Here is a 20,158-nt window from a genome sequence, read left to right on the forward strand (position 1 = left end):
CGGCGGGTGCGGGTCGGTCGCGGGCGCGACGCGGCCGACGCTAGGCGGATGGCATGACACGGCGGTGTCCCGGCGCTGAACGGGCGGGGTGCCGGGCGTCCGCCGAGCCCGCACCTCGCCCGTAGGGTGGGAGGACGCGCGCGAGGGGAGACGGATGATCGGGGTGCTGACCGGCTTCGCCATCATCGGCTTCATCATCGCCGTGGGCTACGGCGTCGGCCGGTCCGGGATAGCGGGCCCCGGCGCCCAGCACTCCCTCAACCGGGTGGCCTTCTTCGTCGCGACGCCCGCGCTGCTCTTCACGGTGCTCGCGAAGGCCGACCTGCACGTCGTGTTCTCGGCGTTCCTGCTCACGTCGGCGAGCGCGGTGGCCGTCGCGGCGGTGCTCTACCTGGTCGTGGCACGGATCCTCTTCCGTCGGCCGGTCGCGGAGACCACCATCGGCGCGGCCTCGGCGAGCTACGTCAACGCCAACAACATCGGCCTGCCCGTCGCGATCTACGTGCTCGGCGACGCGCAGCTCGTCGCGCCCGTGCTGCTGCTCCAGCTGCTGGTGCTGGCGCCGACCACGCTGACGGTCCTCGACATCTCGAGCCGCGGATCCGCGTCGGTGGTCGGGATCCTCACGCAGCCGCTGCGCAACCCGATGATCATCGCGTCGATGCTCGGCATCCTCATCGCGATCACCGGGCTCCCGGTCCCCGACGCGATCTACGAGCCCTTCCGGCTCATCGGCGGCGCGGCGATCCCCATCGTGCTGATGGCGTTCGGCATGTCGCTCGTGGGGCGGAAGCCGCTCGCGCCGGGGTCGGGGCGCGGCGAGATCGTCGTCGCCTCGGTGATCAAGACGGTGGTCATGCCGCTCGCCGCGTTCCTGCTGGCCCGGTTCGCGTTCCACCTCGATGCGCCGCAGACCTTCGCCGCGACCGTGATCGCGGGCCTGCCGACGGCGCAGAACATCTTCAACTTCGCGTCGCGGTACGAGCGCGGCGTGGTGCTGGCGCGCGACACCGTGCTCATCACGACGGTCGCCTCGATCCCGGTGCTGCTGGTGATCGCGGCGCTGCTCGCACCCGGGACCTAGCGGCCCCGCCTTCCGACCTAGCGGCGGCGGGTCGGGGCCGTGCGCTGCGCGGCGCGCTTCTGCGAGCGCTTCGCCATCTGGGCCTTGCCCTTGGCCATGGCGGCCTTGCCCTGGCGGCTGCGCAGGAACTTCCGGATCACGGGGACGGCGACGAACAGGAAACGGATCAGCGGCATGGTGCTCCTCGGGGGATCTGCGCGGATCGGTGGATGCCCGCTCATCGACCCTGCCAGGTCCGGCGGCGCGCGACCGGGTCGGGAGCGGATGCGGCGGGGAACGGCCAGGCGGGCGCAGCGGGGGAGGGCCGGATGCGGCTCAGAGCGCCTTCCGCATCTGCTGCGCCGTCACGTCGTATCCCGCCGACGCGTAGAGCGCGATCGCAACGTGGTTCGCGCCGAAGACGTTGAGGGCCAGCGCGGGGGCACCGGCGGCGCGCGTCGCCTCCTCCACCGCGGCGAGCAGGGCGCGGCCGTACCCGGATCCGCGGCGCGACGGATCCACCAGGAGCTCGAACAGGAACGCCGTGTCGGGCCTGCCGTTCGGATCGTCGAGCGCGACCCAGGCGCTGCCGACCCCGACGCCGTCCTCGTCGACGCCGCGCAGGAGCAGGGTGCGCGGCGTCCGGATCCCGTCGGCGAGGTACTTCGCGGTCTCGGCCGCCGCCCGCTCGAACGCTCCCTCGGCCGGCCAGAGCCCCGCCTCGACCTGGCGGGCCGCGTAGTCCTCGTCGGCGTCGGCCACCATGCGGGCGCACTCGGTCGGGGTCATGGGGCGCACGGTCACGGAGGGCATGCAGCGCATGGTCGCAGGGGCGGGGGCACCCGCGGTCGGGCTGTCCACGAGGCCCGTGCGCCTCTCAGGCCGATCGCTGTTCGAAGCGGATGAGGTCGATGACCGCGCTGAACTCGGGCACCCCGTCCGCGGCGACCGGCCAGTCCGCGAGGTCGACGTCACCGCTCGCCCAGGACCCCACCGTGACGACGATCTGCACGAAGAAGGCCCTGTCGAACGGCCAGCCCCCCGCGGCGCGCGGATCCGTCGGCGTGGCGGAGTGGTACACCTGGCCGTCGATGGCCCAGCTGATCTCCGAGGGCGACCACTCGAGCGTGTGCTCGACCCAGCGGCCGGCCAGGGAATCGAGCGGACCGGTGTAGGTCCCGGAGATGGGCGAGGCGCCCGAGTACCCCGGCCCGTGGATCGACCCGAAGGGCGCGCCGGGGCGGCCGATGGCGATCTCCGTCGCATCGATCTCGCCGCACTGCGGCCAGCCGACGCTGTCGATGTCCTCGCCGAACAGGCAGACGCCCACCCCGACGCCGGTGCCCGTCGTGAGGTACTGCCGGGTGGTCAGCCGACCATGGGGTCCCAGGACGCGCTTGCCCCGGGTGGTGATGCTGCCCGCCCGGTACGCGAAGCCGTTCGCGGGCTCCTTCCGCGCCTTGAGTACGAGGTTCTGCCCGTCCAGGAAGACCATCCCCGCGTCGTTGTACTGCTGATCACGGAGGTCGGTCTGCCCGCCGCCGACGATGGCGCTCCAGGATCCGGGGTCGAGGGCGCCGCCGCTGAACTGGTCCTCCCAGACCGTGACCCACCCGTCCGCCGCGGCGGCGCGGGCGGTGTTCGCCGGCTTCACGGCGGTGACGGCGATCCCCGCCAGGACGCCGGCCGTGACCGTCCGACGCGAGATGCCACGCGACGCTGCTGATCCGTTCATGAGGGCTCCGATGTCCGAGTGCGGGAGGAAGGCGGAGGTGGGTCATCCGCAGGTGACGGCCGCGGAGGGCGCCGTCACGGGCGATGCCACCGCCCCCGTGGTCGACGCTCCGCCGGTGACCGAGGCCGTCGCGGTGGAGATCGACGACTCCGCGGAGTAGTTCGCGCACGACGGTCCGTGACGGTCAGGCAGCGGACGGCGTGGGCGGCCGGTCGCCCACGCGGCGAGCGCCATCGGGGCGGGGCGGGGCGTCAGCTGCGCGGGCGCTCCCCGTCGCGGATCCACGCGACCTCGGCGCGCAGCAGCTCCGCGCCCGGGCCGACGGGCGCGTGGTCGAGCGCGAGCGACGCGCGCGTGTCGAGCACGATCGGGTGCGCCGCGGCCCACGGGTGCGCGCCGCCGTCGACGCCCGGCTCGAGCGGGACGATGCGTCCGCGCCAGCCCAGCTCATCGGCGATGACGGCGACGATCTCGGCGGCCGTCAGCGGATCCGGGTCGGCGGCGTTGAGGATCCGCGCGCCCGGCACGTCCGCGACCCGCGCGATGAGCGCCGCCGCGTTCGCCGCCGCGGTGAGGTGGTCGACGGAGGCGCCGCGGTCCGCGAGCTCGATCGTCTCCGCGCCCGCGAGCATCCGCTCGGCGATGGTGCGCGTGCGGGCGTTCCTCGCCCACCGGCCGTGCACCTTGGACGGGCGGATCACCGTCACCGGCAGTCCGCTGTCGAGCGCGGCCCGCTCCACGGCGACCTTCGAGGGCGCGTAGCCCTCGCGCGTGAACGGGTCGGTTCCCGGCGCGGCGGGCGGGAGCGTCGGGTTGTCCTCGGGGATCGGGACGGGGAAGCGCGGCGGCTCGTCGCCGTTGATGTGCCGGCCCGCGTCGTCGACGTACACGGCGCGCGAGGACGCGACGACGACGGACCCGCTCGCCCGCATCGCCGGGACGATTGCGAGGACGTCGGCCGCCGTGAACGCGACGAGGTCGACGAGCAGGTCGACGCCGTCGCCCGTCAGCCGCTCGATGCCGCGGGCGTCGGCGCGGTCGAGCGCGTGGAAGCGCACGCCGAGGTCCGTGAGCTCGGACGGCATGAGCTGCGGATCGCGGCCGGTCACGTCGACCGACCACCCGTGGCGCGCCAGCCGCTCTGCGGTCGCGCCGCCGATGGCGCCGGTCCCGCCGAGGACGAGGGCGCGACGGGAAGGGGACGTGGAGGAGGAGGGCACGGTCGTCGAGCCTAGGGGCCTGCGCGGCCGCGTCGGTAGGGTGGCGGCGATGATCCGCCTCGAGGAGCACCGACCCGCGTGGGCGGAGACGTTCCGCGCCGAGGCCGCGCGGATCCTCGCAGCGGCAGGACCTGCGCTCCTCGCGATCGAGCACATCGGCAGCACCGCGGTGCCAGGCCTCCGCGCGAAGCCGGTCATCGACCTCGCCGCCAGGGCCGCGCCGGGGATCGACCCGCTCGGGCTCGACGCGGTGCTCGCGCCCCTGGGCTACGCGCAGCACCGCACGGGCCCGCGGAACCACGGGGTGCACGTGCGGTCGGCGAATGGATCGCGGACGCACATCCTCCACGTGTTCGCGGACGATGCATGGGACGCCTGCCCGCAGCGCCTCTTCCGCGACCGGCTCCTGCGCGACCCGGACGCACGCCGCCGCTACGACGCGCTCAAGGCGGCGCGCGCCGAGACCGCCGCCGACGGCCGCGCGTACACGGTCGGGAAGACCGCGCTCGTCGAGGAGCTCGTGAACGCCGAGCGCGCGGATCGCGGGCTGGCGCCGATCCGGGTGTGGGACAAGTGACCGCACGCGGCCGGTATCGGGTCCGCCAGGATGGGCGCATGCCCCTCCACGACTCCGAGGCCCGGCTGATCGACGCGGCCGAGGCGCTCGCTCGGACGCTCGGCGCGGACCCGGACCACACCATGGCGGCCGCGACCCTCGATGCCGCCGGTCGGATCCACGTCGGCGTCAACGTCTTCCACTTCACGGGCGGCCCGTGCGCGGAGCTCGTCGCGCTGGGCGCCGCGGCCGCCGCGCACGCGGGACCGCTCGTGGCGATGGCGGCGGTGGGCGACGGCGGTCGCGGGATCGCCCCGCCGTGCGGCCGGTGCCGCCAGGTGATGCTGGACCTCCAGCCCGGAATCCGCGTGGCCGTGCCCGGCGCGGACGGGCCGGAAATGGTGGCGATCGGCGACCTGCTGCCGGTCTCGTACGCCCGACCCGACGCGTAGGCGACCAGGCGCGTGCGGTGAGCACGTGCGCCGCGATGGCGGCGAATGGTGGAGAGCTCCGGAAATCGAACCAGACGAGGCACCCCGATAGGTGCGCTCCCCGAACGGAGAACAACCTAGCGGATCCGCCTGGGCCGGCGCACTCCGGCCGTCGGGCGCGGGATCCCGGGCGCCGTGCGAGGTGGGAGGGGGCGTCAGCCGCCGACGGTCCGGACCCGCACCGTCTCGCCGTCGCCCTCCAGCTCGAACGACAGCGTGGTGCCGACGGGGAACGCGTCGCGGAGCTCCTGGGGCTGGTCCGGCGTCACCACCAGGGCGGTGCGCGCGGGGACGGCGCCGGTCGCGCAGCCCTCGGGACCCTCGACCGAGCCGTCCTGCTTCGGCGGGCCGGCAACCAGGCAGGTGACCTCGGCGCCGGTCGCCGCCTCCATCCGGGGCACCCGGGCGACCGAGATCCCGTGGAACTCCGCGAACAGGGATCCGGGCGCGATCGATCCGGTGTCCACCGACAGGTAGGTCGCGTTGTCGGGCACCGGCGGCGGCTCCAGCGCGAGGACGGCGACCGTGCCGCGCGCGTCGCCCAGCCACCAGGCGGTGCCCCCGGCGGCGGCGACGGCGACGATCACGAGGGAGGCGGCCCAGGCGGCGGCGAGACGCGGGCGGAGGCGGGCGCGCGTCCGCCGTGCCGCGGGCCGGGCGTCGCGCGGATCACCGACGGTCGGGGCTCCGCGCTCCTGCGCCGTCGCCGCCGACTGCCCGGCCGTGCCGTGAGCCGGATGGGCCGCCGCAGCGCCGACCGGGCGCCCGGCATCCTGCCCCTCGAGCTCGCGCAGCCGCGCCGCGGAGGAGGCGTCGCGCGGGTCGCGATCCGGCCCGAAGACGCGGCGGCGCAGCTCCGCGATCTCCGCGCGCCGGTCGTCGTCGTCCATCCCCGCATCGTGTCACGCGGCGGGCGGTCGCGGTCAGCAGGCGCGGTACGCGTACCCCCGCGTGCCGGCGGGCACGAGGTCGCGGTCGCGCACGATGGCCGCGGGCGCCGGATCCATCGCGCGGATGCGACGGCACGCGCCGGTCGCGGAGTCGCGCAGGTCGTCGGTGTACTCGACGTCGAGCACGCGCGCGCCGTAGACGTCGGTGTACGCCGCGCACTCCTTCCAGCGGTCGCACTCCTCGGCGATCGCGAAGTCGAACCGGGCCTCGTCGCGTCCGCGGGATCCGAGGTCGGTCGCGTTCTTCTGCGCCGCCGCGAGGCCGCGGTCGTGCGCGCGGGCGACGAGCAGCGTGGCGAAGGCGAGCGCGTCGTCCTCGTCGAGGGCGCCGGCCGATCGGGTCCACGAGTCGAGGTTGTCGAACTCGACGGCGCGGTACCCGGCGGCCGCGCACGCGTCGATCACGGGCGCCAGACGGGCGGCGTTGGCGGTCCGGGTGGCGGCCGTGGAGACGTCGAGGATGCGCTCGTCGGGCCAGCCGGGATCCACGATCGGCTTCCCGTCGGATCCCCGCACGAGGAGGGAGTCCGGCCAGGACGCGCCCGGCTGGGTCTGGAACCCGTTGACGTAGCAGATGCCGTAGACGCCGGGAGCGGGCGCGTCGGTGCTGTCGCGCACGACGATCCCGACGCCCGACGGGACCTTCGACGCGCCGCCGAGCTGGTAGTCGAAGCGCGTGCCGGTCGGCGGGAGGGTGACGCCGGAGGCGGCGACGGCGACCGCGGGGGAGTCGCCGGTGGTCGCGTCCGCCGCGGTGAGGGCGGGCTCCGCGGCGGCACCCGCGCCGCGCGGATCCGCGGGCGAGCTGCATCCGGCCACGGCGAGGGTGGCGACGACGAGGGCCGCGGCGAGGAGGGAGCGCATGATCCGACCCTAGGCGCGCGCCGGCACCGCGTCACCGGCCGCGCCCCCGCATCGGCTCGCGCCGCCGCGGCCAGCGCGGCTCAGCGCACGACGCGGAAGCGCTCCATCACGATCTCGGTGTCGTCGTCGAGCACGAACCCGGCGGGCAGCTCCGCCACGACCTCGGGCGACGTCCAGAACTCCTCGTGCCCGGCGCGCCACTCGGCGACCGTCGTGAAGCCCTCGCCCTCGTCCACCGCGTGCGCGAGCGGCACGTCCGCGAGGCGGGCGACCTCCACGGCCGTCGTCTCGACCACGAGCACCGGCCGCCCGGCTGAGTCGATGACGGTGCCGCGGGATCCGATGACCGGCAGCTCCTCGTCGTCGGCCGCGTACTGGATCAGCAGCGAGCTGGTCGAGGTCTTCGCGCCCGACACGATGGCGGCCACGAGCTGGTCGCGGAGCGGCCCCGGGAACGCGAACTCGACGAGGGGGAGCTCGGGGTCGGGTGTCGTCGTCATGGACCGATCGTAGGAGCCGCACCCCGGACGCCGCGCGCCCGCCGGGCCAGGCTGGATGCGACCCCATGACCCCCGAACGAAGGCGCAGCGCATGAGCGAGATCCGCAACTCCGGCAACCAGTACGAGATCCAGGACCCGATCGCGCAGTACCCGTCGCCGCCGTTCCCGCAGCAGGAGCAGGCCGGCCCCGGCGACGAGCTGCGGTTCGAGCCGACGCCCGACCACGGCCAGGACAGCTACGTCGGATTCGGCCGCCTGAAGGGCCGCAAGGTGCTCATCACGGGCGCCGACTCCGGCATCGGCAAGGCCGTCGCGATCGCGTTCGCGCGCGAGGGCGCCGACATCGCGCTCAACTTCCTCGACGAGGAGCTCGAGGACGCGCGCGACACCGCATCCACCGTCGAGGCGGACGGGCGCACCGCCGCGCTCGTGCCCGGCGACATCTCCGACGAGACCGCGTGCCAGGACATCGTGCAGGCGTCCGTCGCGGCGCTCGGCGGCATCGACTGCCTGGTGATGGTGGCCGGCTACCAGCGCAACGAGGACGACATCCTCGACCTCGACTCCGAGCAGCTCGACCGCACGATGAAGACCAACGTCTACTCGCTGTTCTGGCTGAGCAAGGCCGTGATCCCGCACCTCCCGAAGGGCGGCAGCATCATCACGACGAGCTCCTCGCAGGCGTACCAGCCGAGCCCCGACAAGATCGACTACGCGGTCTCCAAGGGCGCGATCCGCAACTTCACGCAGGGGCTCGCGCAGCAGCTCGCGCCGAAGGGGATCCGCGTCAACTCGGTCGCGCCCGGCCCGTTCTGGACGGTGCTGCAGCCCGTCGGCCAGTCGGCGTCGGACGTGGAGGAGTTCGGATCCCAGTCGGTCTACGGCCGCCCGGGCCAGCCGGCGGAGATCGCGGCTACGTACGTGTTCCTCGCGAGCCAGGAGTCGAGCTTCACGAGCGGCGAGACGATCGCGGTCACCGGGGGCACGCCCGTCCACTGACCCCCGCGCGGGATGCGGCGGCGCGCGTCAGAACAGGCGCGCGTCGTCGCCCGCGTCCCCGAGCGGCCGCTCGGTGCGCAGCACGGCCGGCCCGACCGTGAGGATCCCGTCGGCGAGCGGCTCGCAGCGCACCCCGCCGCGGCCCCGGAGCGCGCGGAAGGCGCCGGGCGCGAGCATCACGTCCATCCACGCGCACGGGTTCGCGGGGCGGTGGCCCTGGAACTCGACCGGTCCGTTGCCGGAGTCGATGCTGAAGCGCATGCCGCGCAGCCGGTCCACGTCCGCGCCGCGCAGAAGCACGTTCCGGCGCGTGTCGACGGGATCCAGCCCCGCGTCGACGCCGAGCTCGCGCGCCACGCGCTCCACCTGCTCGACGGCCATCACCGTGACCGCCGCCGTGCGGAGCGCGCGCTGGCCGAAGTAGCGGTCGCCGACGATCCCGAGGCCGGCGCGCACGCGCACGGACGCCCGCGACGGCGGCTCGCCCGGCTCGTCCCGCGGGCCGTCGGACGGGCGCCCCTCGAGCCGGTGCACGGGTGACGCGACGAGGTGCGCGATCTCCACGCGGTGCTCGTGCGGGAGGTCGGTCATCCGGGAATCGTACGGGCTCATACCACGGGGTACTCCGGCCCGGGGCTGACGCTGCACTCGTGGCTAGTATCGATGAGCGGGACGGGGTGACCGCATCCGGGGGGTCACGTGGGCGAGGTTGCTCCCTCCGACGTACGACGCGGCCTCGCATCCCGCGCGCAGGCCATGCTCCGCAGCATGACGTTCTCGAAGCCGCTGCACGCGCAGCTGCCCTTCATCCTCAGCCTCGCCGTGGTCGGCGTCGTCGCGGGCGCCGGCGACCTCGACTCGGTGGCCGATCCGGGGTTCGTCGCGGGGGCCGTCATCGCCGCGATCGTCACCATCGTCGCGGCCGTCGTGCCCTGGGAGCGCATCGACTCCGACTGGGTGGCCGTGCTGCCGATGCTCGACTTCGCCGCGCTCGCCCTCTGCCACGACGCGATCGCCGACCAGGTGCCGTCGACCGCGTTCCTCATCGTCTTCCCCGTGATCTGGCTGGCGTACGCGTTCGCCCTCCACGTGCTGTGGCTCGGCGCCCTCGGCACGGCATCGGTCCTCGCGCTGCCCTTCTTCCGGACGGGCACCCTCCCGGAGGGCACGGTCGGCTGGTCGCACCTCGTGGTGCTCCCCGTCGTGATGCTCCTCGTGGCGGTCGCCGTGAACCTGCTCGCGCAGCAGCTGATCCGGCAGCACGCGCGCCTGGAGGAGATGCAGCTCGAGCTGACCGCCACGCTGGTCGACCTGCAGGAGCGCAACACCATCATCGACGGCGTGCTCGACGCGATCGACGACACCGTGGTGGTGCTCGACCCGACCGGGCGGATCATGCTGCGCAACCGTGCGGCGAAGGAGCTGATGGCGCTCGCCGACCCCGAGGACGCGGCGGATCCGACCACGGGCGGCCTCGTCTACGAGGAGGACCGCATCACGGTCGTCCCGCCCGAGGAGCGCATGATCGCGCGCGCCCGCGCGGGCGAGGCGATGGCGCGGCAGGTGTACTGGGTGGGCGAGGGCGCCCAGCAGAAGGCCGTGCTCGCGTCCGGTGCGCCCCTCGTCGGCGCGGACGGCCGGTCCCTCGGCACGGTCCTCGTGAGCACCGACGTCACCGCGCTCGCGCTCGCGGTCACCGCGCGCGAGGACTTCGTCGCGAGCGTCTCGCACGAGCTGAAGACGCCGCTGACCTCGATCCTCGGCTACGTGGAGCTCATCGCCGACGACCTCGTCGAGGACGACATCGACGACCGCATCACGGCCGCCCGCCTCGCCATCGTCGAGCGCAACGCGCAGCGCCTCCTCGGCCTCATCGGCGACCTCCTCACGGCGGCGCAGCACCGGCTGGCCGTGAACCGCAACCTCGTCGACGTGGGCGAGATCGTCGAGAACGCGCTCGACGTGATCCGCCCCCACGCGATGGCGAGCGGCGTCAGGCTGGTCGAGCCGGACTACGAGGAGCTGGTCGCCGAGGTCGACGCCGTGCGCATCGGCCAGGTGCTCGACAACCTGCTCAGCAACGCGGTGAAGTACACCCCGGAGGGCGGCACCGTGACCACCGAGGTGGACGTCGAGGGCGACCACCTCCGCCTCTGCGTGCGGGACGACGGCGTGGGCATGTCGGCGGAGGACACGGCGCAGCTCTTCACGCGCTTCTTCCGCACCAGCTCCGCGCGCGCGAGCACGGTCGCGGGCGTCGGGCTCGGCCTCAGCATCACCCGCTCGATCGTGGAGGCGCACGACGGGTCCATCGAGGTGGAGAGCGCCGTGGGCACGGGCACCACGATGCGCGTGCGGCTGCCGCTGCGCGTCGGCCCCGCCACGCCGCGCCCGACTTGAGCTGATCTTGTCCCCACCTTGATCCGATCCGGCATCCGGCGGTGTCACGCTCGGAGGACGACGGGGCCACCCGTCCGACACGAGCGATCGAAGGACCGGATGATCCCCCACGACCACCCCGCGAGCGGCGCCCGAGCCGCGCGCACCGGGTGCCGTACCGGATCCACGGAGGCGCGGCCGGTGCCCGACGGCGGCCTCCCCGGTCCTTCCGGTCGTCTCGACGGCGGCCGGGCGTGAGCGCCCATGCCGCCCGGGTCCCGCAGCTCCCCCCGCTCCTCGACGTCCGCGTCCTGGAGCAGCTGCTGGCCGAGCTGTCGGACGAGCCCGGCCCCGCCCGTCTGTCCGTCGTCCCCACGACGGACGCCCCCGCTCCGCCCCTCGGCGTTCCCGCGCCGGGGGGCGTGACCCCGCCGCGCGGCCACCCCGAGCCGCGCCGCGGGACCCCGTCGTCCGGATCCCCCCATCCGGACGACCGCCTCGCGACCCGTGGTGCCCCCGCACCCGGTCGCGGGCAGGCGCCGGCCGGATCCCCCCGTCCGGTCGGCGCCCCCACCGCCATCCCCGCGCCCTCGGAGCCGACCTGCCCCGGCGCGCTGACCGACGGGCAGCACGTCTGCGTCGACTTCCTGCGCTTCTTCGTCGACCTGTGGCCGTCCCGCTGGGTCCGCCTCGACGCCGCCGTGCGCGCCGGCGACCGGGCGACGGCGCTCGACGCCTGCCTGAGCGTGAAGAGCTCGGCGGCGATGGTCGGCGCGCTCCTGCTCAGCGACGAGGCGGCGCGGCTCGAGCGGGCCATCCGCTCCGCCGACCACGGCCGTGCCACGGCGATGCTGCCGGAGCTCGGCGAGGTGGGGGAGCGGAGCATGGACGCGATGCGCTCCTGGATCCGCGCCGAGGCGGGCCACCCGCCCGACTAGACCCGTGCGCGAGGCCGCCCCCGACGGCCGACGCGCACGCCCGACCGGCTCCCGCGACAGGCCGGTCGGAGGATCGGAGCGGGATCCCACCCGAGGGGACCCCGATCCACGGCGCAGCTGCCGCGGGACCCCACCGGTCCCGCGGCAGCCCCCACCCGGCGCCCGCTGCCCGGCGCCTCAGCCGCGCGGAGGGGCGAGCCGGTAGCCGACGCCGCGCACCGTCTGGATCCACCGCGCCTCGCGCGGGTCGTCGTGCAGCTTCCGCCGCAGGTTGCCGAGGTGCACCTCGACGGCGCGCTCCTCCGGCTCCGTGGAGGAGGCGACGGCGTACGAGCCGCTGCGGATGTCGCGCACGAGGTCGCCCTTCGTGCGTACGCGCCCGCCGCTCGCGAGGATCGAGGCGAGCAGGTCGAACTCCGTGCGCGTGAGGTCGACCGGTTCGCCGTCGACCGTGACGTGGCGGGTGCCCTCGTCGAGCTCGAGTCCGTTGTGCCGGAGGACGTCGTCGTCCGGCGATGCGGGCGCGCCGGGCGCGGCGACGGTCGTGGTGGCGGAGGCCGCGGACAGCGCCGGCTCGTCCGCGTCGGCGCCCGGGGCGTCGGGGGCCGCCGGGACCCCGGCCGCGGGCGTCGCCGTCGCGTCCCCGCCGCCGCGCGGTCGGCGCATCATCGCGGAGATGCGGGCGCGCAGCTCGCGCGGGCGGAACGGCTTCACGATGTAGTCGTCGGCTCCGGCCTCGAGCCCGAGCAGGGTGTCGACCTCCTCGCCCTGCGCGGTGAGCATCACGATGTAGGCGTCGCTGACGAGGCGGATGCGGCGGGCGGCCTCGAAGCCGTCGAAGTCGGGCAGCCCCACGTCGAGCGTGATGACGTCGGGGGAGACCTCCTCGGCCAGCCGGACGCCGTCGGCCGCGGTGCCGGCGGCGTGCACCTCGAAGCCGCCCTGGCGCAGGACCACCTCGAGCAGCTGGCGGATGTCGCCGTCGTCCTCGATGACCAGAGCCACACGTCCGCTGTCCACTACCGCCCCCTCGCATGCCGCGTGCGCGACCGATCCCCGGATCCGCGTCGAGCGCGCCGGACCTCCCACGCTAGCGGACCGCCGCGGCGAGGTTGCCGTCGCGGGAGGGTGCCGGGCCGACGCGCGGGATCAGGTGATGGGGGAGGACCCGGGCACGGCGACGAGCACGAGCACGGCGCCCAGGATGTACGCCGCGAGCGAGGCGCCCACGCCGATGAGGAGCACCAGCCAGGGCCGGGTGCGGCCGCGGATCATGCCGACGAGCGCGACGACGACGGCGATCCCCGTGAGCATCAGCGGGCCCGCGACGGAGAGCGCGTAGCCGATCGTGAAGAGGGAGTCGTCGCAGACGTAGGCGTCCACGTCGCACGCGTCGGTGACGAAGATGAGGCCCAGCCCCATGGCGGCGATGCTGCCGCCCACGACCGCGGCGACGAGCATGGAGACGAACGTGGTGACGAGGATGCGGCGGTCGATCCGGCGGATCCAGCGCGGCACCCAGTCGGGGCCGGCGGGGTCGTCGTCGCGGGCGGCCGGGCGGGCGGCGGAGCGGGCGGCCGGGCGGTCGTCGGGCTGCGCATCCGCCCGGCCGCGTCCGCGGGGGAGCGTCGGCAGGGCGATCCTCGGGACCTCAGGCAGGCGCCGCCGGCGGGCCGGCGGGGCGGCGGATCGGCGCCCGCGGGAGGCGCGGCGGCCGGGGGCCGGGGTCGCGTCGTCGTCGGGGGTCACGTCACGAGACTACGGGGCGCGCCCTGCCCGACCGGAATCGGCGGCGTGCGCGGGCGGTCGCGACGGAGCCGCGCGCCGGTCGGCGGGTCAGAAGATCATCGGCCGGTCGTCGTCGAGCTCGGTCTCGACGTCGAGGTCCACGGCCACCGGCACGTGGTCGCTCGGGCCGTCGCCCTTGCGCTCGTCGCGGTGGATCCGGGGCGCGTCCACGAGCTCGGCGAACCGGGCGTTGCCGAGGATGAAGTCGATCCGCATGCCCTCGTTCCGCGGGAACCGCAGCTGCTGGTAATCCCAGTACGTGTAGCCGTCGGGGATCGACGGCCGCACGACGTCCGCCAGCCCGGCGTCGAGGAACGCGGCGAAGGCCGCGCGCTCGGGCTCGGACGTGTGGGTCTTGCCCTCGAACAGCGCCGGATCCCACACGTCGGTGTCGAGCGGCGCCACGTTCCAGTCGCCCATGAGGGCGAGCGGGGTGGCGGGATCCGCGGCGAGCCAGGCGCGCGTGTCGGCCGCGAGCGCCCCGAGCCACTCGAGCTTGTAGGAGTAGTGCGGGTCGTCGAGCGCCCGGCCGTTGGGCACGTAGAGGCTCCAGAGGCGGACGCCCGCGACGGTCGCGCCCATCGCGCGGGCCTCGAGGGGCGGCTGCCCGGAGGCGTCGGGCTTGCCGAAGCGCGGCATCCCCTCGAAGGTCGTCACGACGTCCTCGAGCGGCAGGCGGCTGGCGATCGCGACGCCGTTCCACTGGCTGAGGCCGTGCACGACCACCTCGTAGCCGGCCTCCTCGAACGCCTGCATCGGGAACTGCTCCGGCTTGCACTTGATCTCCTGCATGGCCAGCACGTCGACGTCCTCGCGGACGAGCCAGTCGACGACGCGGCCCACGCGGGTGCGGATGGAGTTGACGTTCCAGGTGGCGACGCGCATGCGTCCACGGTACCGGGCGGCCGGGATCAGCCGATGCTGCCGATGCGCACCGTCACGGCGGCGCGCGCGGCGGCCTCGTCGCCGATCGACTCGGCGAGGCGCGCGCGGACGGCGTCGACCGCGGCGCGCGCGGTGTCGCTCGCGCGGCCCGACGCGTCCACGGCGATGGACGCCTGCACGAGCACGGTGCCCTCGCCGGTCTCGACGGTGACGAGCTGCTCGGTCGCCGTGGAGGATCCGGCGACGACGCCCTCCACCACCTGCTGCGCGGCGAGCAGGATCGGGGACCGCGGCGCGTAGACGTCGGCCACGCCCGCGACGCCGCGGAGGACCGCGGTCAGGTCGCGCGACAGGTCGGCCGGCGCGGGGAGCGGCACGGGGACGGGCGCGGGCGCGGCGGCCGGGACGTCATCGTCGTGGGTCATCTCCGGCCTCCTCCTGCACGGGACGCGGCTGCACGTCCACCACGGTCACGTCGATGCCCTCGACGCGCAGCTCGGTGTGCCGGAGCAGGGCCGCGTGCACCCGCTCGCGCACGCGCTGCGCGATCTCGGGCAGCGGCTCGCCCCACACGACGCTCAGCGTCAGCGCCACCCGCACGGGCTCGCCGGCGCGCGTGACGTCGCCGTCGAGCGTGCACCGGCCGACGAGGACGCCGGGCACCTCGTCGCCGGCCTGCCGGACGAGGGTCCGCACGGCGCCCTCGGTGAGCGCGAGGCTCACCGCCGGATCCGGGTGGGAGAGCGGGATGTCGCGGCCGGCCCGCGACTCGCGGCTGATGTGGGCGAGCACGCCGCGGAAGAAGTCGTCGCCGGGCGCGTCCTGCTCCTCGGCCTCGACCTCCACGAGCTCGCGGCCGAGGTCGCGCATGTGCTCGAGGGCGCGCAGCGCGTTGCGGATCTCGGGGTCGTCCTCGTAGGCCGCGATGCGCGGGGTGCGCCCGCGGTCGAGGTAGTCGGCGAGGGCGGCCATGTCGAGGGGCTCGCCGTCGGCGTCGACCGCGGGTACGGGATCGCCCGGTCCGGTGCCGCTCATCGCCACGCCTCCATGCTCGTCATCACGGTGGTGCGCGCCCGGGACAGGCGGCCGCGCACGGTCGAGGGCGTCGCGCCCAGCCTCTCGGCGATCTCCTCGTACGAGAAGCCTCCCACCTCGCGCAGCATCCACACCTCGCGCTGCTCGCGGGGCAGCGCATCGAGGACACCCGCGAGGGCGCGCATCTGCGACGACGTCTCGGCGTCGCGCTCGGGGGAGGTGAGCCGGTCGGCGATCTCGTGGTCGTCGATGTCGTCGGCGGGGCGGCGGGCGCGGATCCGGTCGATGGACTTGCGGCTGACGATCTGCAGCAGCCAGCTCTTCACGCGGTCGGGCTTCTCGAGCGTCGGCAGGCGGTCCCACGCGGTGATGAGCGCCTCCTGCACGGCGTCGTCGGCGTCGGCGCGCGATCCCGTGAGCCGGATCGCGAACGCGCGCATGTAGGGGGCGTGCCGGCGGACCAGCACCTCGAAGGCCCGGGCGTCGCCGTCGGCGGCGCGCTCGGCGAGGATCCCGTCGCCCGCGTCCTGCAGCGAGGAGGAGATGGCCATGCCGTACCTCCGTGTGCACTGGGAGACCGGGCGGATCCGGGAGCGATCCGTGACGGATCGCGCCGTCCACGCGTCTCCCCCATGATTACCACAGCACCGCCCGGACGACCGGGCGACCACGAGGAGGAGTCCCATGAGCGACCAGATCCCCCGCACCCCCGCCGACGTCACCCGCGTGGCGCCCCCGAGCGCCGCCGTCACGGGGAGCGTCCTCGCCGAGGGCGACACGACCGTCACCGACGGGGTCATCGCCAAGGTCGCGGGCCTCGCCGTCCGCGACATCCCGGGCGTGCACGCGCTGGGCGGCGGCGCGGCCCGCGTCATCGGCCAGCTCCGCGACCGCATCGGCCAGACCGACCTCACGCAGGGGATCGCCGTCGACGCCCAGGAGGCGGGCGTCGCGTTCGAGGTGACCCTCGTCGCCGAGTACGGCGTGCCGCTGCACGGCATCTCGGCCGACGTCCGCGCGGCGATCTCCGACGCCGTGACCGAGCTCGTGGGCCGGCCGGTGACGCGCGTCGACGTCACGATCGCCGACATCGTGCTGCCCGGCGAGGGATCCGACGCCGTCCTCGCAGACCGCGGGCGTACCGTCGGGGGATGACCGACGACACCGCTGCCGTGCCCGCCTCCGTCCCCGCGTCCGACGGGCCGCCCCGCGTGGCGATCCTCGGCACCGGCGTCATGGGCTCCGGCATGAGCCGCTCGGTCCTCCGCGCGGGCTTGCCGCTCACCGTCTGGAACCGCAGCCCCGAGAAGGCGGCACCCCTCGCGGACGCGGGCGCGACCGTCGCCGACACCGCGGCCGACGCCGTGCGCGATGCCGACGTCGTCGTCGTGATGCTGTTCGACGCGGATGCCGTGCTCGAGGTCCTCGCCGAGGTCGCGCCCGCGCTCCGGCCCGGCGCGGTGCTGCTCCAGTCCTCCACCGTCGGCGTCGAGGGCACCCGGCGGATCGCGGCGCTCGCCGCCGAGCACGGCATCCGCTTCGTGGACGCGCCCGTCCTCGGCACGCGCGGCCCCGCCGAGCAGGGCCTCCTCGTGCACCTCGTGTCCGGATCCGAGGCCGACCTCGCCGTCGCCCGCCCCGTCCTCGAGGCGACCGGCTCGCGCACCGTGGTCGCCGGGAGCGACGCGGGACCGGGATCCGCCCTCAAGCTCGCCTGCAACGCGTGGATCGCCTCCATCACCGCGGCGACCGGCCAGTCGCTCGGCCTCGCGCGCCTGCTCGGCGTCGAGCCGCGCCTCTTTCTCGACGCGATCGCGGGCGGCGCCGCCGACACCCCGTACGCGCACCTCAAGGGCGGCGCGATGCTGTCCGGCGCGCTCGCGCCGTCGTTCGCGCTCGACGGCCTGCTCAAGGACGTGACGCTCATGCTCGCGGCGCTCGACGGCGCCGACGCGCACGACTTCGACACGGCGATGCTCGAGGCGCTCCGCGAGACGTACGCGGAGGCGTCCGCGGCCGGTCACGGCGGCGACGACGTGGCCGCGGTCGGCACGGTGTTCGGCCTGCCGACCTCGTCCGACGCCTGATCCGGTCCGGGCCGCGCCCGCCCGTCGCACCGGGCGGCGCGGTTCCCCGCCCGTAGGATCGGCTGCGTGACGACCTCCGACGCGCGCCAGCAGCTCATCGACCACATCAAGCGGGACGCCGTGTTCCACGGCGACTTCACGCTGACGAGCGGCAAGAAGGCCAGCTACTACGTCGACCTCCGCCGCGTGAGCCTCGACCACCGCGTCGCGCCGCTCATCGGGCAGGTCATGCTCGACCTCATCGCCGAGGTGCCCGACGTCGCCGCGGTCGGCGGGCTGACGATGGGCGCGGATCCCATCGCCGCCGCGATCCTGCACCAGGGCGCCGCGGTCGGTCGCGGCTACGACGCGTTCGTCGTCCGCAAGGAGCCCAAGGACCACGGCCGCGGCCGCCAGGTCGAGGGCCCGGACCTGCAGGGCAAGCGCGTCATCGTCGTCGAGGACACGTCCACCACCGGCGGATCCCCGCTGAAGGCCATCGAGGCGCTCGAGAAGGTGGGCGCGGAGATCGCCGCGGTCGCCGTGGTCGTCGACCGCTCGACCGACGCCCGCGAGGTGATCGAGGCCGCGGGCCACCGGTACCTGTACGCGATCGGCCTCGAGGACCTGGGGCTCGCCTAGTGGGCGAGGCGCCGGGCGGCGGCACCGGATCCGGTCGCGACGACGACGACCCGTTCGCGGTCCGTCCCGCGACCGACGCCGACCGCGAGCGGCCCGCGCAGCCGCTCGCGCCCATCGGCTGGGGGCGCCCGGCCGGCCGTGAGCCCGTGCCCGCGGAGCAGGGCCCGTCCATGGCCGACGCTCCTGACGACGGCGTGGATCCCGCGCCCGTCGACCCGACGCCGCCCGCCGACGGCGACATCCTCGCGGGCATCGTGCCGCTCGACCCGACCGAGGACGACGCCCGCGTCGCCCCGCTCGACCAGGTGGATCCCGGCCCGGACGCCCAGGACCCCGAGGCCGACGTCGACGCGCCGGCGCCCGAGCCCGGCATCGCGGCGGCCCCGGTCGACGCGGGCGACGTGGAGTTCGCCGGCGAGCCCGATCCCGGATACGTGCCCGCGCCCGCGGACGACGCGCCGGTCGAGGCGCTGACGGGCGACGTGCTGGCCGGCGAGGTGCTGGCCGGCGAGGTCGAGGCGGATCCCGCACCGACCGACGACGCGCCCGCCGAGCTCGTGCTCGAACCCGCCGACGACGCGCAGGAGCACGCGGCCACGCCGGTCGTGGTCTCGGACGCGCCGGTGGTCGACGCCGAGCTCGTCGAGGATGCCGCCGACGAGGTGGCGGAGCCCGACGACGCCGACGGATCCGTGCAGCTGACGCCGCTCCGCGACGAGCGGATGGACGAGGACGCGGGGGTCGTCGACGACCCCGCCGACCCCGCCGCGCGCGAGGCGGAGCCCGAGGCAACCGCCCGGGATGCGTCGAGCGATGCCGCGCACGACGACGAGGATGCGCCCCCTGCACCGCTCGCCCCCGCGGCCGCCGCGGCGCGCGCCGCCGCGATGGCCTGGGCATCGGGATCCGCCTCGGCGTCCGCCGCGCCCGGGCCGGATGCGGCGCCCGAGCCGGACACCGCGCCCGCGTCGCCGTCGGACGCCGACGCCGACGCCGCACCCGAGCACGACGCCGAGCCGCGGGACGAGGCCGCGCCGGCCGACCCGGGAGCCGAGCCCGTCGCCGACCCGATCGCCCCCGTGCCGTCGGGCTACTCCGCCGCCGAGCCCACGGACGCCATCGACCTCCTCTTCGGCGACGTCGTGACGGATCCCGCCGAGGAGCCCCACGACGGTGCCGCCGCGGGTCCCGACGCCGACGCCCGACCCGACGCCCCCGAGGACGCCGACGACCGCACGCGCGTCCTGCCGGCCGTCGGTGCCGCCGCGGCCCCCGCGCCGCGCTCCGACCGCGACGCCCCCACCGCGTCCGTCCCGGCCGCCACCCCGCGCCCGCTGCCGGTCCCGCCGCCGTACGCGGCCCCGCCCGCGCCGCGCCCGCCCGGCCCGCGCGCCCCCGTCCTCGACACCGCGCGGATCCCCGCCCCGCCCGCCGCCGCGCCGCCCCGCGGACCCCGCGGCCCGCGTCGCACCGGCCTCTGGGTCGGCGGCGCGATCCTCCTGGTGCTGCTCCTCGTCGGCCTCTTCTACCTGGGCCAGCGGCTCGGAGCGGGCGCCGCACCCGACGCCGCCCCCGTCGCGACGGCGACGCCCGAGGCCACGCCGACCCCGTCCCCCACCCCCACCGATCCCGTCCAGGGCCCGGCCGCCGCGGGCACGCAGGCCTGGGACGCGCTGCTCGGCGGCGAGTGCATCGACCCGTACTCGACCCCGTGGAAGGAGGAGTTCACGGTCGTCGACTGCGGCTCCGAGCACCACGCGCAGATGGTCGCGCGCGTCGCCCTGCCGCAGACGGGCGACGCCTTCCCCGGCGAGGAGGCCGTGCGCGACTCCGCCGACGAGCTCTGCATCGCCGACACCGTGATCGACTACGCGGCGGCCCGCGCCTACTCCGACGTGCAGTACCAGTCGGCGTACCCGATCACGCAGGACGAGTGGACGGCGGGCGACCGCGATGTCTACTGCTTCGTCTCGCGTGCCGGCGGCGGCACGTTCACGGGCAGCATCGGCGTCCCGCAGCCGCCCGTCGTCCCCTAGCCGCCGGCCG

Annotated in this window: 25 protein-coding genes; 11 read left to right on the forward strand and 14 right to left on the reverse strand. The window is 75.4% G+C overall.

Going from position 1 to position 20,158, the window contains the following annotated elements:
* Nucleotides 1–154 precede the first annotated feature (154 nt).
* The gene (locus ITJ40_RS01920; RefSeq protein ID WP_194665499.1) at nucleotides 155–1,084 is read left to right on the forward strand and encodes an AEC family transporter; all 930 of its coding nucleotides are present in this window, start codon (nucleotides 155–157) and stop codon (nucleotides 1,082–1,084) included.
* Nucleotides 1,085–1,101: 17 nt separating this feature from the next.
* On the opposite strand, the gene ITJ40_RS01925 is transcribed toward ITJ40_RS01920, so the two are convergent.
* The 3 genes from ITJ40_RS01925 to ITJ40_RS01935 all read right to left on the reverse strand — a co-directional run bounded on the left by ITJ40_RS01925 (nucleotide 1,102) and on the right by ITJ40_RS01935 (nucleotide 2,798).
* Nucleotides 1,102–1,260 carry a hypothetical protein gene (locus ITJ40_RS01925; protein ID WP_194665500.1) on the reverse strand — a complete coding sequence of 53 codons (159 nt, stop codon included), beginning with the start codon at nucleotides 1,258–1,260 and terminating at the stop codon, nucleotides 1,102–1,104.
* A gap of 139 nt (nucleotides 1,261–1,399) precedes the next feature.
* Nucleotides 1,400–1,876: a GNAT family N-acetyltransferase gene (locus ITJ40_RS01930; protein ID WP_194665501.1), complete on the reverse strand. Its 477-nt coding sequence runs from the start codon at nucleotides 1,874–1,876 to the stop codon at nucleotides 1,400–1,402.
* A 64-nt stretch (nucleotides 1,877–1,940) separates the two neighbouring features.
* Nucleotides 1,941–2,798, reverse strand: coding sequence for a family 16 glycosylhydrolase (locus tag ITJ40_RS01935; RefSeq protein ID WP_194665502.1), 858 nt, complete (start codon nucleotides 2,796–2,798; stop codon nucleotides 1,941–1,943).
* A gap of 37 nt (nucleotides 2,799–2,835) precedes the next feature.
* On the opposite strand from ITJ40_RS01935, the gene ITJ40_RS17200 reads away from it, so the two are divergent.
* On the forward strand, nucleotides 2,836–2,958 hold the full coding sequence (locus ITJ40_RS17200) for a hypothetical protein (protein ID WP_255526437.1): 123 nt from the start codon (nucleotides 2,836–2,838) through the stop codon (nucleotides 2,956–2,958).
* A 91-nt stretch (nucleotides 2,959–3,049) separates the two neighbouring features.
* Here ITJ40_RS17200 and ITJ40_RS01940 read toward each other — a convergent pair whose 3' ends face one another.
* Nucleotides 3,050–4,018, reverse strand: a complete 969-nt coding sequence (locus ITJ40_RS01940; protein ID WP_194665503.1) for an NAD-dependent epimerase/dehydratase family protein — start codon at nucleotides 4,016–4,018, stop codon at nucleotides 3,050–3,052.
* Nucleotides 4,019–4,067: 49 nt separating this feature from the next.
* Here ITJ40_RS01940 and ITJ40_RS01945 point away from each other — a divergent pair, with 49 nt between their 5' ends.
* Both ITJ40_RS01945 and ITJ40_RS01950 read left to right on the forward strand, forming a co-directional pair.
* Nucleotides 4,068–4,595 carry a GrpB family protein gene (locus tag ITJ40_RS01945; protein ID WP_194665504.1) on the forward strand — a complete coding sequence of 176 codons (528 nt, stop codon included), beginning with the start codon at nucleotides 4,068–4,070 and terminating at the stop codon, nucleotides 4,593–4,595.
* Nucleotides 4,596–4,633: 38 nt separating this feature from the next.
* The gene (locus ITJ40_RS01950) at nucleotides 4,634–5,026 is read left to right on the forward strand and encodes a cytidine deaminase (RefSeq protein ID WP_194665505.1); all 393 of its coding nucleotides are present in this window, start codon (nucleotides 4,634–4,636) and stop codon (nucleotides 5,024–5,026) included.
* A 194-nt stretch (nucleotides 5,027–5,220) separates the two neighbouring features.
* Here the strand turns inward: ITJ40_RS01950 and ITJ40_RS01955 are convergent, their stop codons facing one another.
* The 3 genes from ITJ40_RS01955 to ITJ40_RS01965 all read right to left on the reverse strand — a co-directional run bounded on the left by ITJ40_RS01955 (nucleotide 5,221) and on the right by ITJ40_RS01965 (nucleotide 7,379).
* Nucleotides 5,221–5,955 carry a hypothetical protein gene (locus ITJ40_RS01955; RefSeq protein ID WP_194665506.1) on the reverse strand — a complete coding sequence of 245 codons (735 nt, stop codon included), beginning with the start codon at nucleotides 5,953–5,955 and terminating at the stop codon, nucleotides 5,221–5,223.
* A 33-nt stretch (nucleotides 5,956–5,988) separates the two neighbouring features.
* Nucleotides 5,989–6,879: an endo alpha-1,4 polygalactosaminidase gene (locus ITJ40_RS01960; RefSeq protein ID WP_194665507.1), complete on the reverse strand. Its 891-nt coding sequence runs from the start codon at nucleotides 6,877–6,879 to the stop codon at nucleotides 5,989–5,991.
* Between the two features lie 80 nt (nucleotides 6,880–6,959).
* The gene (locus tag ITJ40_RS01965; protein WP_194665508.1) at nucleotides 6,960–7,379 is read right to left on the reverse strand and encodes an ASCH domain-containing protein; all 420 of its coding nucleotides are present in this window, start codon (nucleotides 7,377–7,379) and stop codon (nucleotides 6,960–6,962) included.
* A 91-nt stretch (nucleotides 7,380–7,470) separates the two neighbouring features.
* On the opposite strand from ITJ40_RS01965, the gene ITJ40_RS01970 reads away from it, so the two are divergent.
* Nucleotides 7,471–8,379: an SDR family oxidoreductase gene (locus ITJ40_RS01970; RefSeq protein ID WP_194665509.1), complete on the forward strand. Its 909-nt coding sequence runs from the start codon at nucleotides 7,471–7,473 to the stop codon at nucleotides 8,377–8,379.
* A 27-nt stretch (nucleotides 8,380–8,406) separates the two neighbouring features.
* Here the strand turns inward: ITJ40_RS01970 and ITJ40_RS01975 are convergent, their stop codons facing one another.
* On the reverse strand, nucleotides 8,407–8,970 hold the full coding sequence (locus tag ITJ40_RS01975; RefSeq protein WP_194665510.1) for a molybdenum cofactor biosysynthesis protein: 564 nt from the start codon (nucleotides 8,968–8,970) through the stop codon (nucleotides 8,407–8,409).
* Between the two features lie 177 nt (nucleotides 8,971–9,147).
* Here ITJ40_RS01975 and ITJ40_RS01980 point away from each other — a divergent pair, with 177 nt between their 5' ends.
* A complete protein-coding gene (locus ITJ40_RS01980; protein WP_228511729.1) occupies nucleotides 9,148–10,779 on the forward strand; it encodes a cell wall metabolism sensor histidine kinase WalK in 1,632 nt (543 codons plus the stop codon).
* Between the two features lie 233 nt (nucleotides 10,780–11,012).
* Nucleotides 11,013–11,696: an Hpt domain-containing protein gene (locus tag ITJ40_RS01985; protein WP_370531965.1), complete on the forward strand. Its 684-nt coding sequence runs from the start codon at nucleotides 11,013–11,015 to the stop codon at nucleotides 11,694–11,696.
* Nucleotides 11,697–11,873: 177 nt separating this feature from the next.
* Here ITJ40_RS01985 and ITJ40_RS01990 read toward each other — a convergent pair whose 3' ends face one another.
* The 6 genes from ITJ40_RS01990 to ITJ40_RS02015 form a co-directional block, all read right to left on the reverse strand.
* Complete coding sequence (locus ITJ40_RS01990) at nucleotides 11,874–12,716, reverse strand: response regulator transcription factor (RefSeq protein ID WP_194665513.1); 843 nt, start codon at nucleotides 12,714–12,716, stop codon at nucleotides 11,874–11,876.
* A gap of 129 nt (nucleotides 12,717–12,845) precedes the next feature.
* The gene (locus ITJ40_RS01995) at nucleotides 12,846–13,445 is read right to left on the reverse strand and encodes a hypothetical protein (RefSeq protein WP_194665514.1); all 600 of its coding nucleotides are present in this window, start codon (nucleotides 13,443–13,445) and stop codon (nucleotides 12,846–12,848) included.
* Nucleotides 13,446–13,532: 87 nt separating this feature from the next.
* A complete protein-coding gene (locus ITJ40_RS02000) occupies nucleotides 13,533–14,369 on the reverse strand; it encodes an exodeoxyribonuclease III (RefSeq protein ID WP_194665515.1) in 837 nt (278 codons plus the stop codon).
* 26 nt (nucleotides 14,370–14,395) lie between these two features.
* A complete protein-coding gene (locus tag ITJ40_RS02005) occupies nucleotides 14,396–14,794 on the reverse strand; it encodes a hypothetical protein (protein ID WP_194665516.1) in 399 nt (132 codons plus the stop codon).
* Nucleotides 14,778–15,404: an Asp23/Gls24 family envelope stress response protein gene (locus tag ITJ40_RS02010; RefSeq protein WP_194665517.1), complete on the reverse strand. Its 627-nt coding sequence runs from the start codon at nucleotides 15,402–15,404 to the stop codon at nucleotides 14,778–14,780. Before ITJ40_RS02010 ends, ITJ40_RS02005 begins: the two co-directional genes overlap by 17 nt.
* Nucleotides 15,401–15,955, reverse strand: coding sequence for an RNA polymerase sigma factor (locus ITJ40_RS02015; protein ID WP_194665518.1), 555 nt, complete (start codon nucleotides 15,953–15,955; stop codon nucleotides 15,401–15,403). The genes ITJ40_RS02010 and ITJ40_RS02015 overlap by 4 nt, the downstream gene beginning before the upstream one ends.
* 133 nt (nucleotides 15,956–16,088) lie before the next feature.
* Here ITJ40_RS02015 and ITJ40_RS02020 point away from each other — a divergent pair, with 133 nt between their 5' ends.
* The 4 genes from ITJ40_RS02020 to ITJ40_RS17355 all read left to right on the forward strand — a co-directional run bounded on the left by ITJ40_RS02020 (nucleotide 16,089) and on the right by ITJ40_RS17355 (nucleotide 20,148).
* Entirely contained in the window at nucleotides 16,089–16,559 is a 471-nt protein-coding gene (locus tag ITJ40_RS02020; RefSeq protein WP_194665519.1) for an Asp23/Gls24 family envelope stress response protein, read from the forward strand.
* Nucleotides 16,556–17,491, forward strand: a complete 936-nt coding sequence (locus tag ITJ40_RS02025) for an NAD(P)-dependent oxidoreductase (protein WP_194665520.1) — start codon at nucleotides 16,556–16,558, stop codon at nucleotides 17,489–17,491. The genes ITJ40_RS02020 and ITJ40_RS02025 overlap by 4 nt, the downstream gene beginning before the upstream one ends.
* A 66-nt stretch (nucleotides 17,492–17,557) precedes the next feature.
* Entirely contained in the window at nucleotides 17,558–18,112 is a 555-nt protein-coding gene (gene pyrE / locus ITJ40_RS02030; RefSeq protein WP_194665521.1) for an orotate phosphoribosyltransferase, read from the forward strand.
* Nucleotides 18,112–20,148, forward strand: a complete 2,037-nt coding sequence (locus ITJ40_RS17355; protein WP_194665522.1) for a septum formation family protein — start codon at nucleotides 18,112–18,114, stop codon at nucleotides 20,146–20,148. Before pyrE ends, ITJ40_RS17355 begins: the two co-directional genes overlap by 1 nt.
* The last annotated feature ends 10 nt before the right edge of the window (nucleotides 20,149–20,158 follow it).

Source organism: Clavibacter sp. VKM Ac-2872, from assembly GCF_015351105.1.
GTDB lineage: Bacteria > Actinomycetota > Actinomycetes > Actinomycetales > Microbacteriaceae > Clavibacter.

What these genes read in the sequence shown, in the direction of transcription:
- ITJ40_RS01920 (WP_194665499.1), top strand. Translation starts at nt 155, where the DNA reads ATGATCGGGGTGCTGACCGGCTTCGCCATCATCGGCTTCATCATCGCC.
- ITJ40_RS01925 (WP_194665500.1), bottom strand. Translation starts at nt 1,260, where the DNA reads ATGCCGCTGATCCGTTTCCTGTTCGTCGCCGTCCCCGTGATCCGGAAG.
- ITJ40_RS01930 (WP_194665501.1), bottom strand. Translation starts at nt 1,876, where the DNA reads ATGCCCTCCGTGACCGTGCGCCCCATGACCCCGACCGAGTGCGCCCGC.
- ITJ40_RS01935 (WP_194665502.1), bottom strand. Translation starts at nt 2,798, where the DNA reads ATGAACGGATCAGCAGCGTCGCGTGGCATCTCGCGTCGGACGGTCACG.
- ITJ40_RS01945 (WP_194665504.1), top strand. Translation starts at nt 4,068, where the DNA reads ATGATCCGCCTCGAGGAGCACCGACCCGCGTGGGCGGAGACGTTCCGC.
- ITJ40_RS01950 (WP_194665505.1), top strand. Translation starts at nt 4,634, where the DNA reads ATGCCCCTCCACGACTCCGAGGCCCGGCTGATCGACGCGGCCGAGGCG.
- ITJ40_RS01955 (WP_194665506.1), bottom strand. Translation starts at nt 5,955, where the DNA reads ATGGACGACGACGACCGGCGCGCGGAGATCGCGGAGCTGCGCCGCCGC.
- ITJ40_RS01960 (WP_194665507.1), bottom strand. Translation starts at nt 6,879, where the DNA reads ATGCGCTCCCTCCTCGCCGCGGCCCTCGTCGTCGCCACCCTCGCCGTG.
- ITJ40_RS01965 (WP_194665508.1), bottom strand. Translation starts at nt 7,379, where the DNA reads ATGACGACGACACCCGACCCCGAGCTCCCCCTCGTCGAGTTCGCGTTC.
- ITJ40_RS01970 (WP_194665509.1), top strand. Translation starts at nt 7,471, where the DNA reads ATGAGCGAGATCCGCAACTCCGGCAACCAGTACGAGATCCAGGACCCG.
- ITJ40_RS01975 (WP_194665510.1), bottom strand. Translation starts at nt 8,970, where the DNA reads ATGACCGACCTCCCGCACGAGCACCGCGTGGAGATCGCGCACCTCGTC.
- ITJ40_RS01980 (WP_228511729.1), top strand. Translation starts at nt 9,148, where the DNA reads ATGACGTTCTCGAAGCCGCTGCACGCGCAGCTGCCCTTCATCCTCAGC.
- ITJ40_RS02000 (WP_194665515.1), bottom strand. Translation starts at nt 14,369, where the DNA reads ATGCGCGTCGCCACCTGGAACGTCAACTCCATCCGCACCCGCGTGGGC.
- ITJ40_RS02005 (WP_194665516.1), bottom strand. Translation starts at nt 14,794, where the DNA reads ATGACCCACGACGATGACGTCCCGGCCGCCGCGCCCGCGCCCGTCCCC.
- ITJ40_RS02010 (WP_194665517.1), bottom strand. Translation starts at nt 15,404, where the DNA reads ATGAGCGGCACCGGACCGGGCGATCCCGTACCCGCGGTCGACGCCGAC.
- ITJ40_RS02015 (WP_194665518.1), bottom strand. Translation starts at nt 15,955, where the DNA reads ATGGCCATCTCCTCCTCGCTGCAGGACGCGGGCGACGGGATCCTCGCC.
- ITJ40_RS02020 (WP_194665519.1), top strand. Translation starts at nt 16,089, where the DNA reads ATGAGCGACCAGATCCCCCGCACCCCCGCCGACGTCACCCGCGTGGCG.
- ITJ40_RS02025 (WP_194665520.1), top strand. Translation starts at nt 16,556, where the DNA reads ATGACCGACGACACCGCTGCCGTGCCCGCCTCCGTCCCCGCGTCCGAC.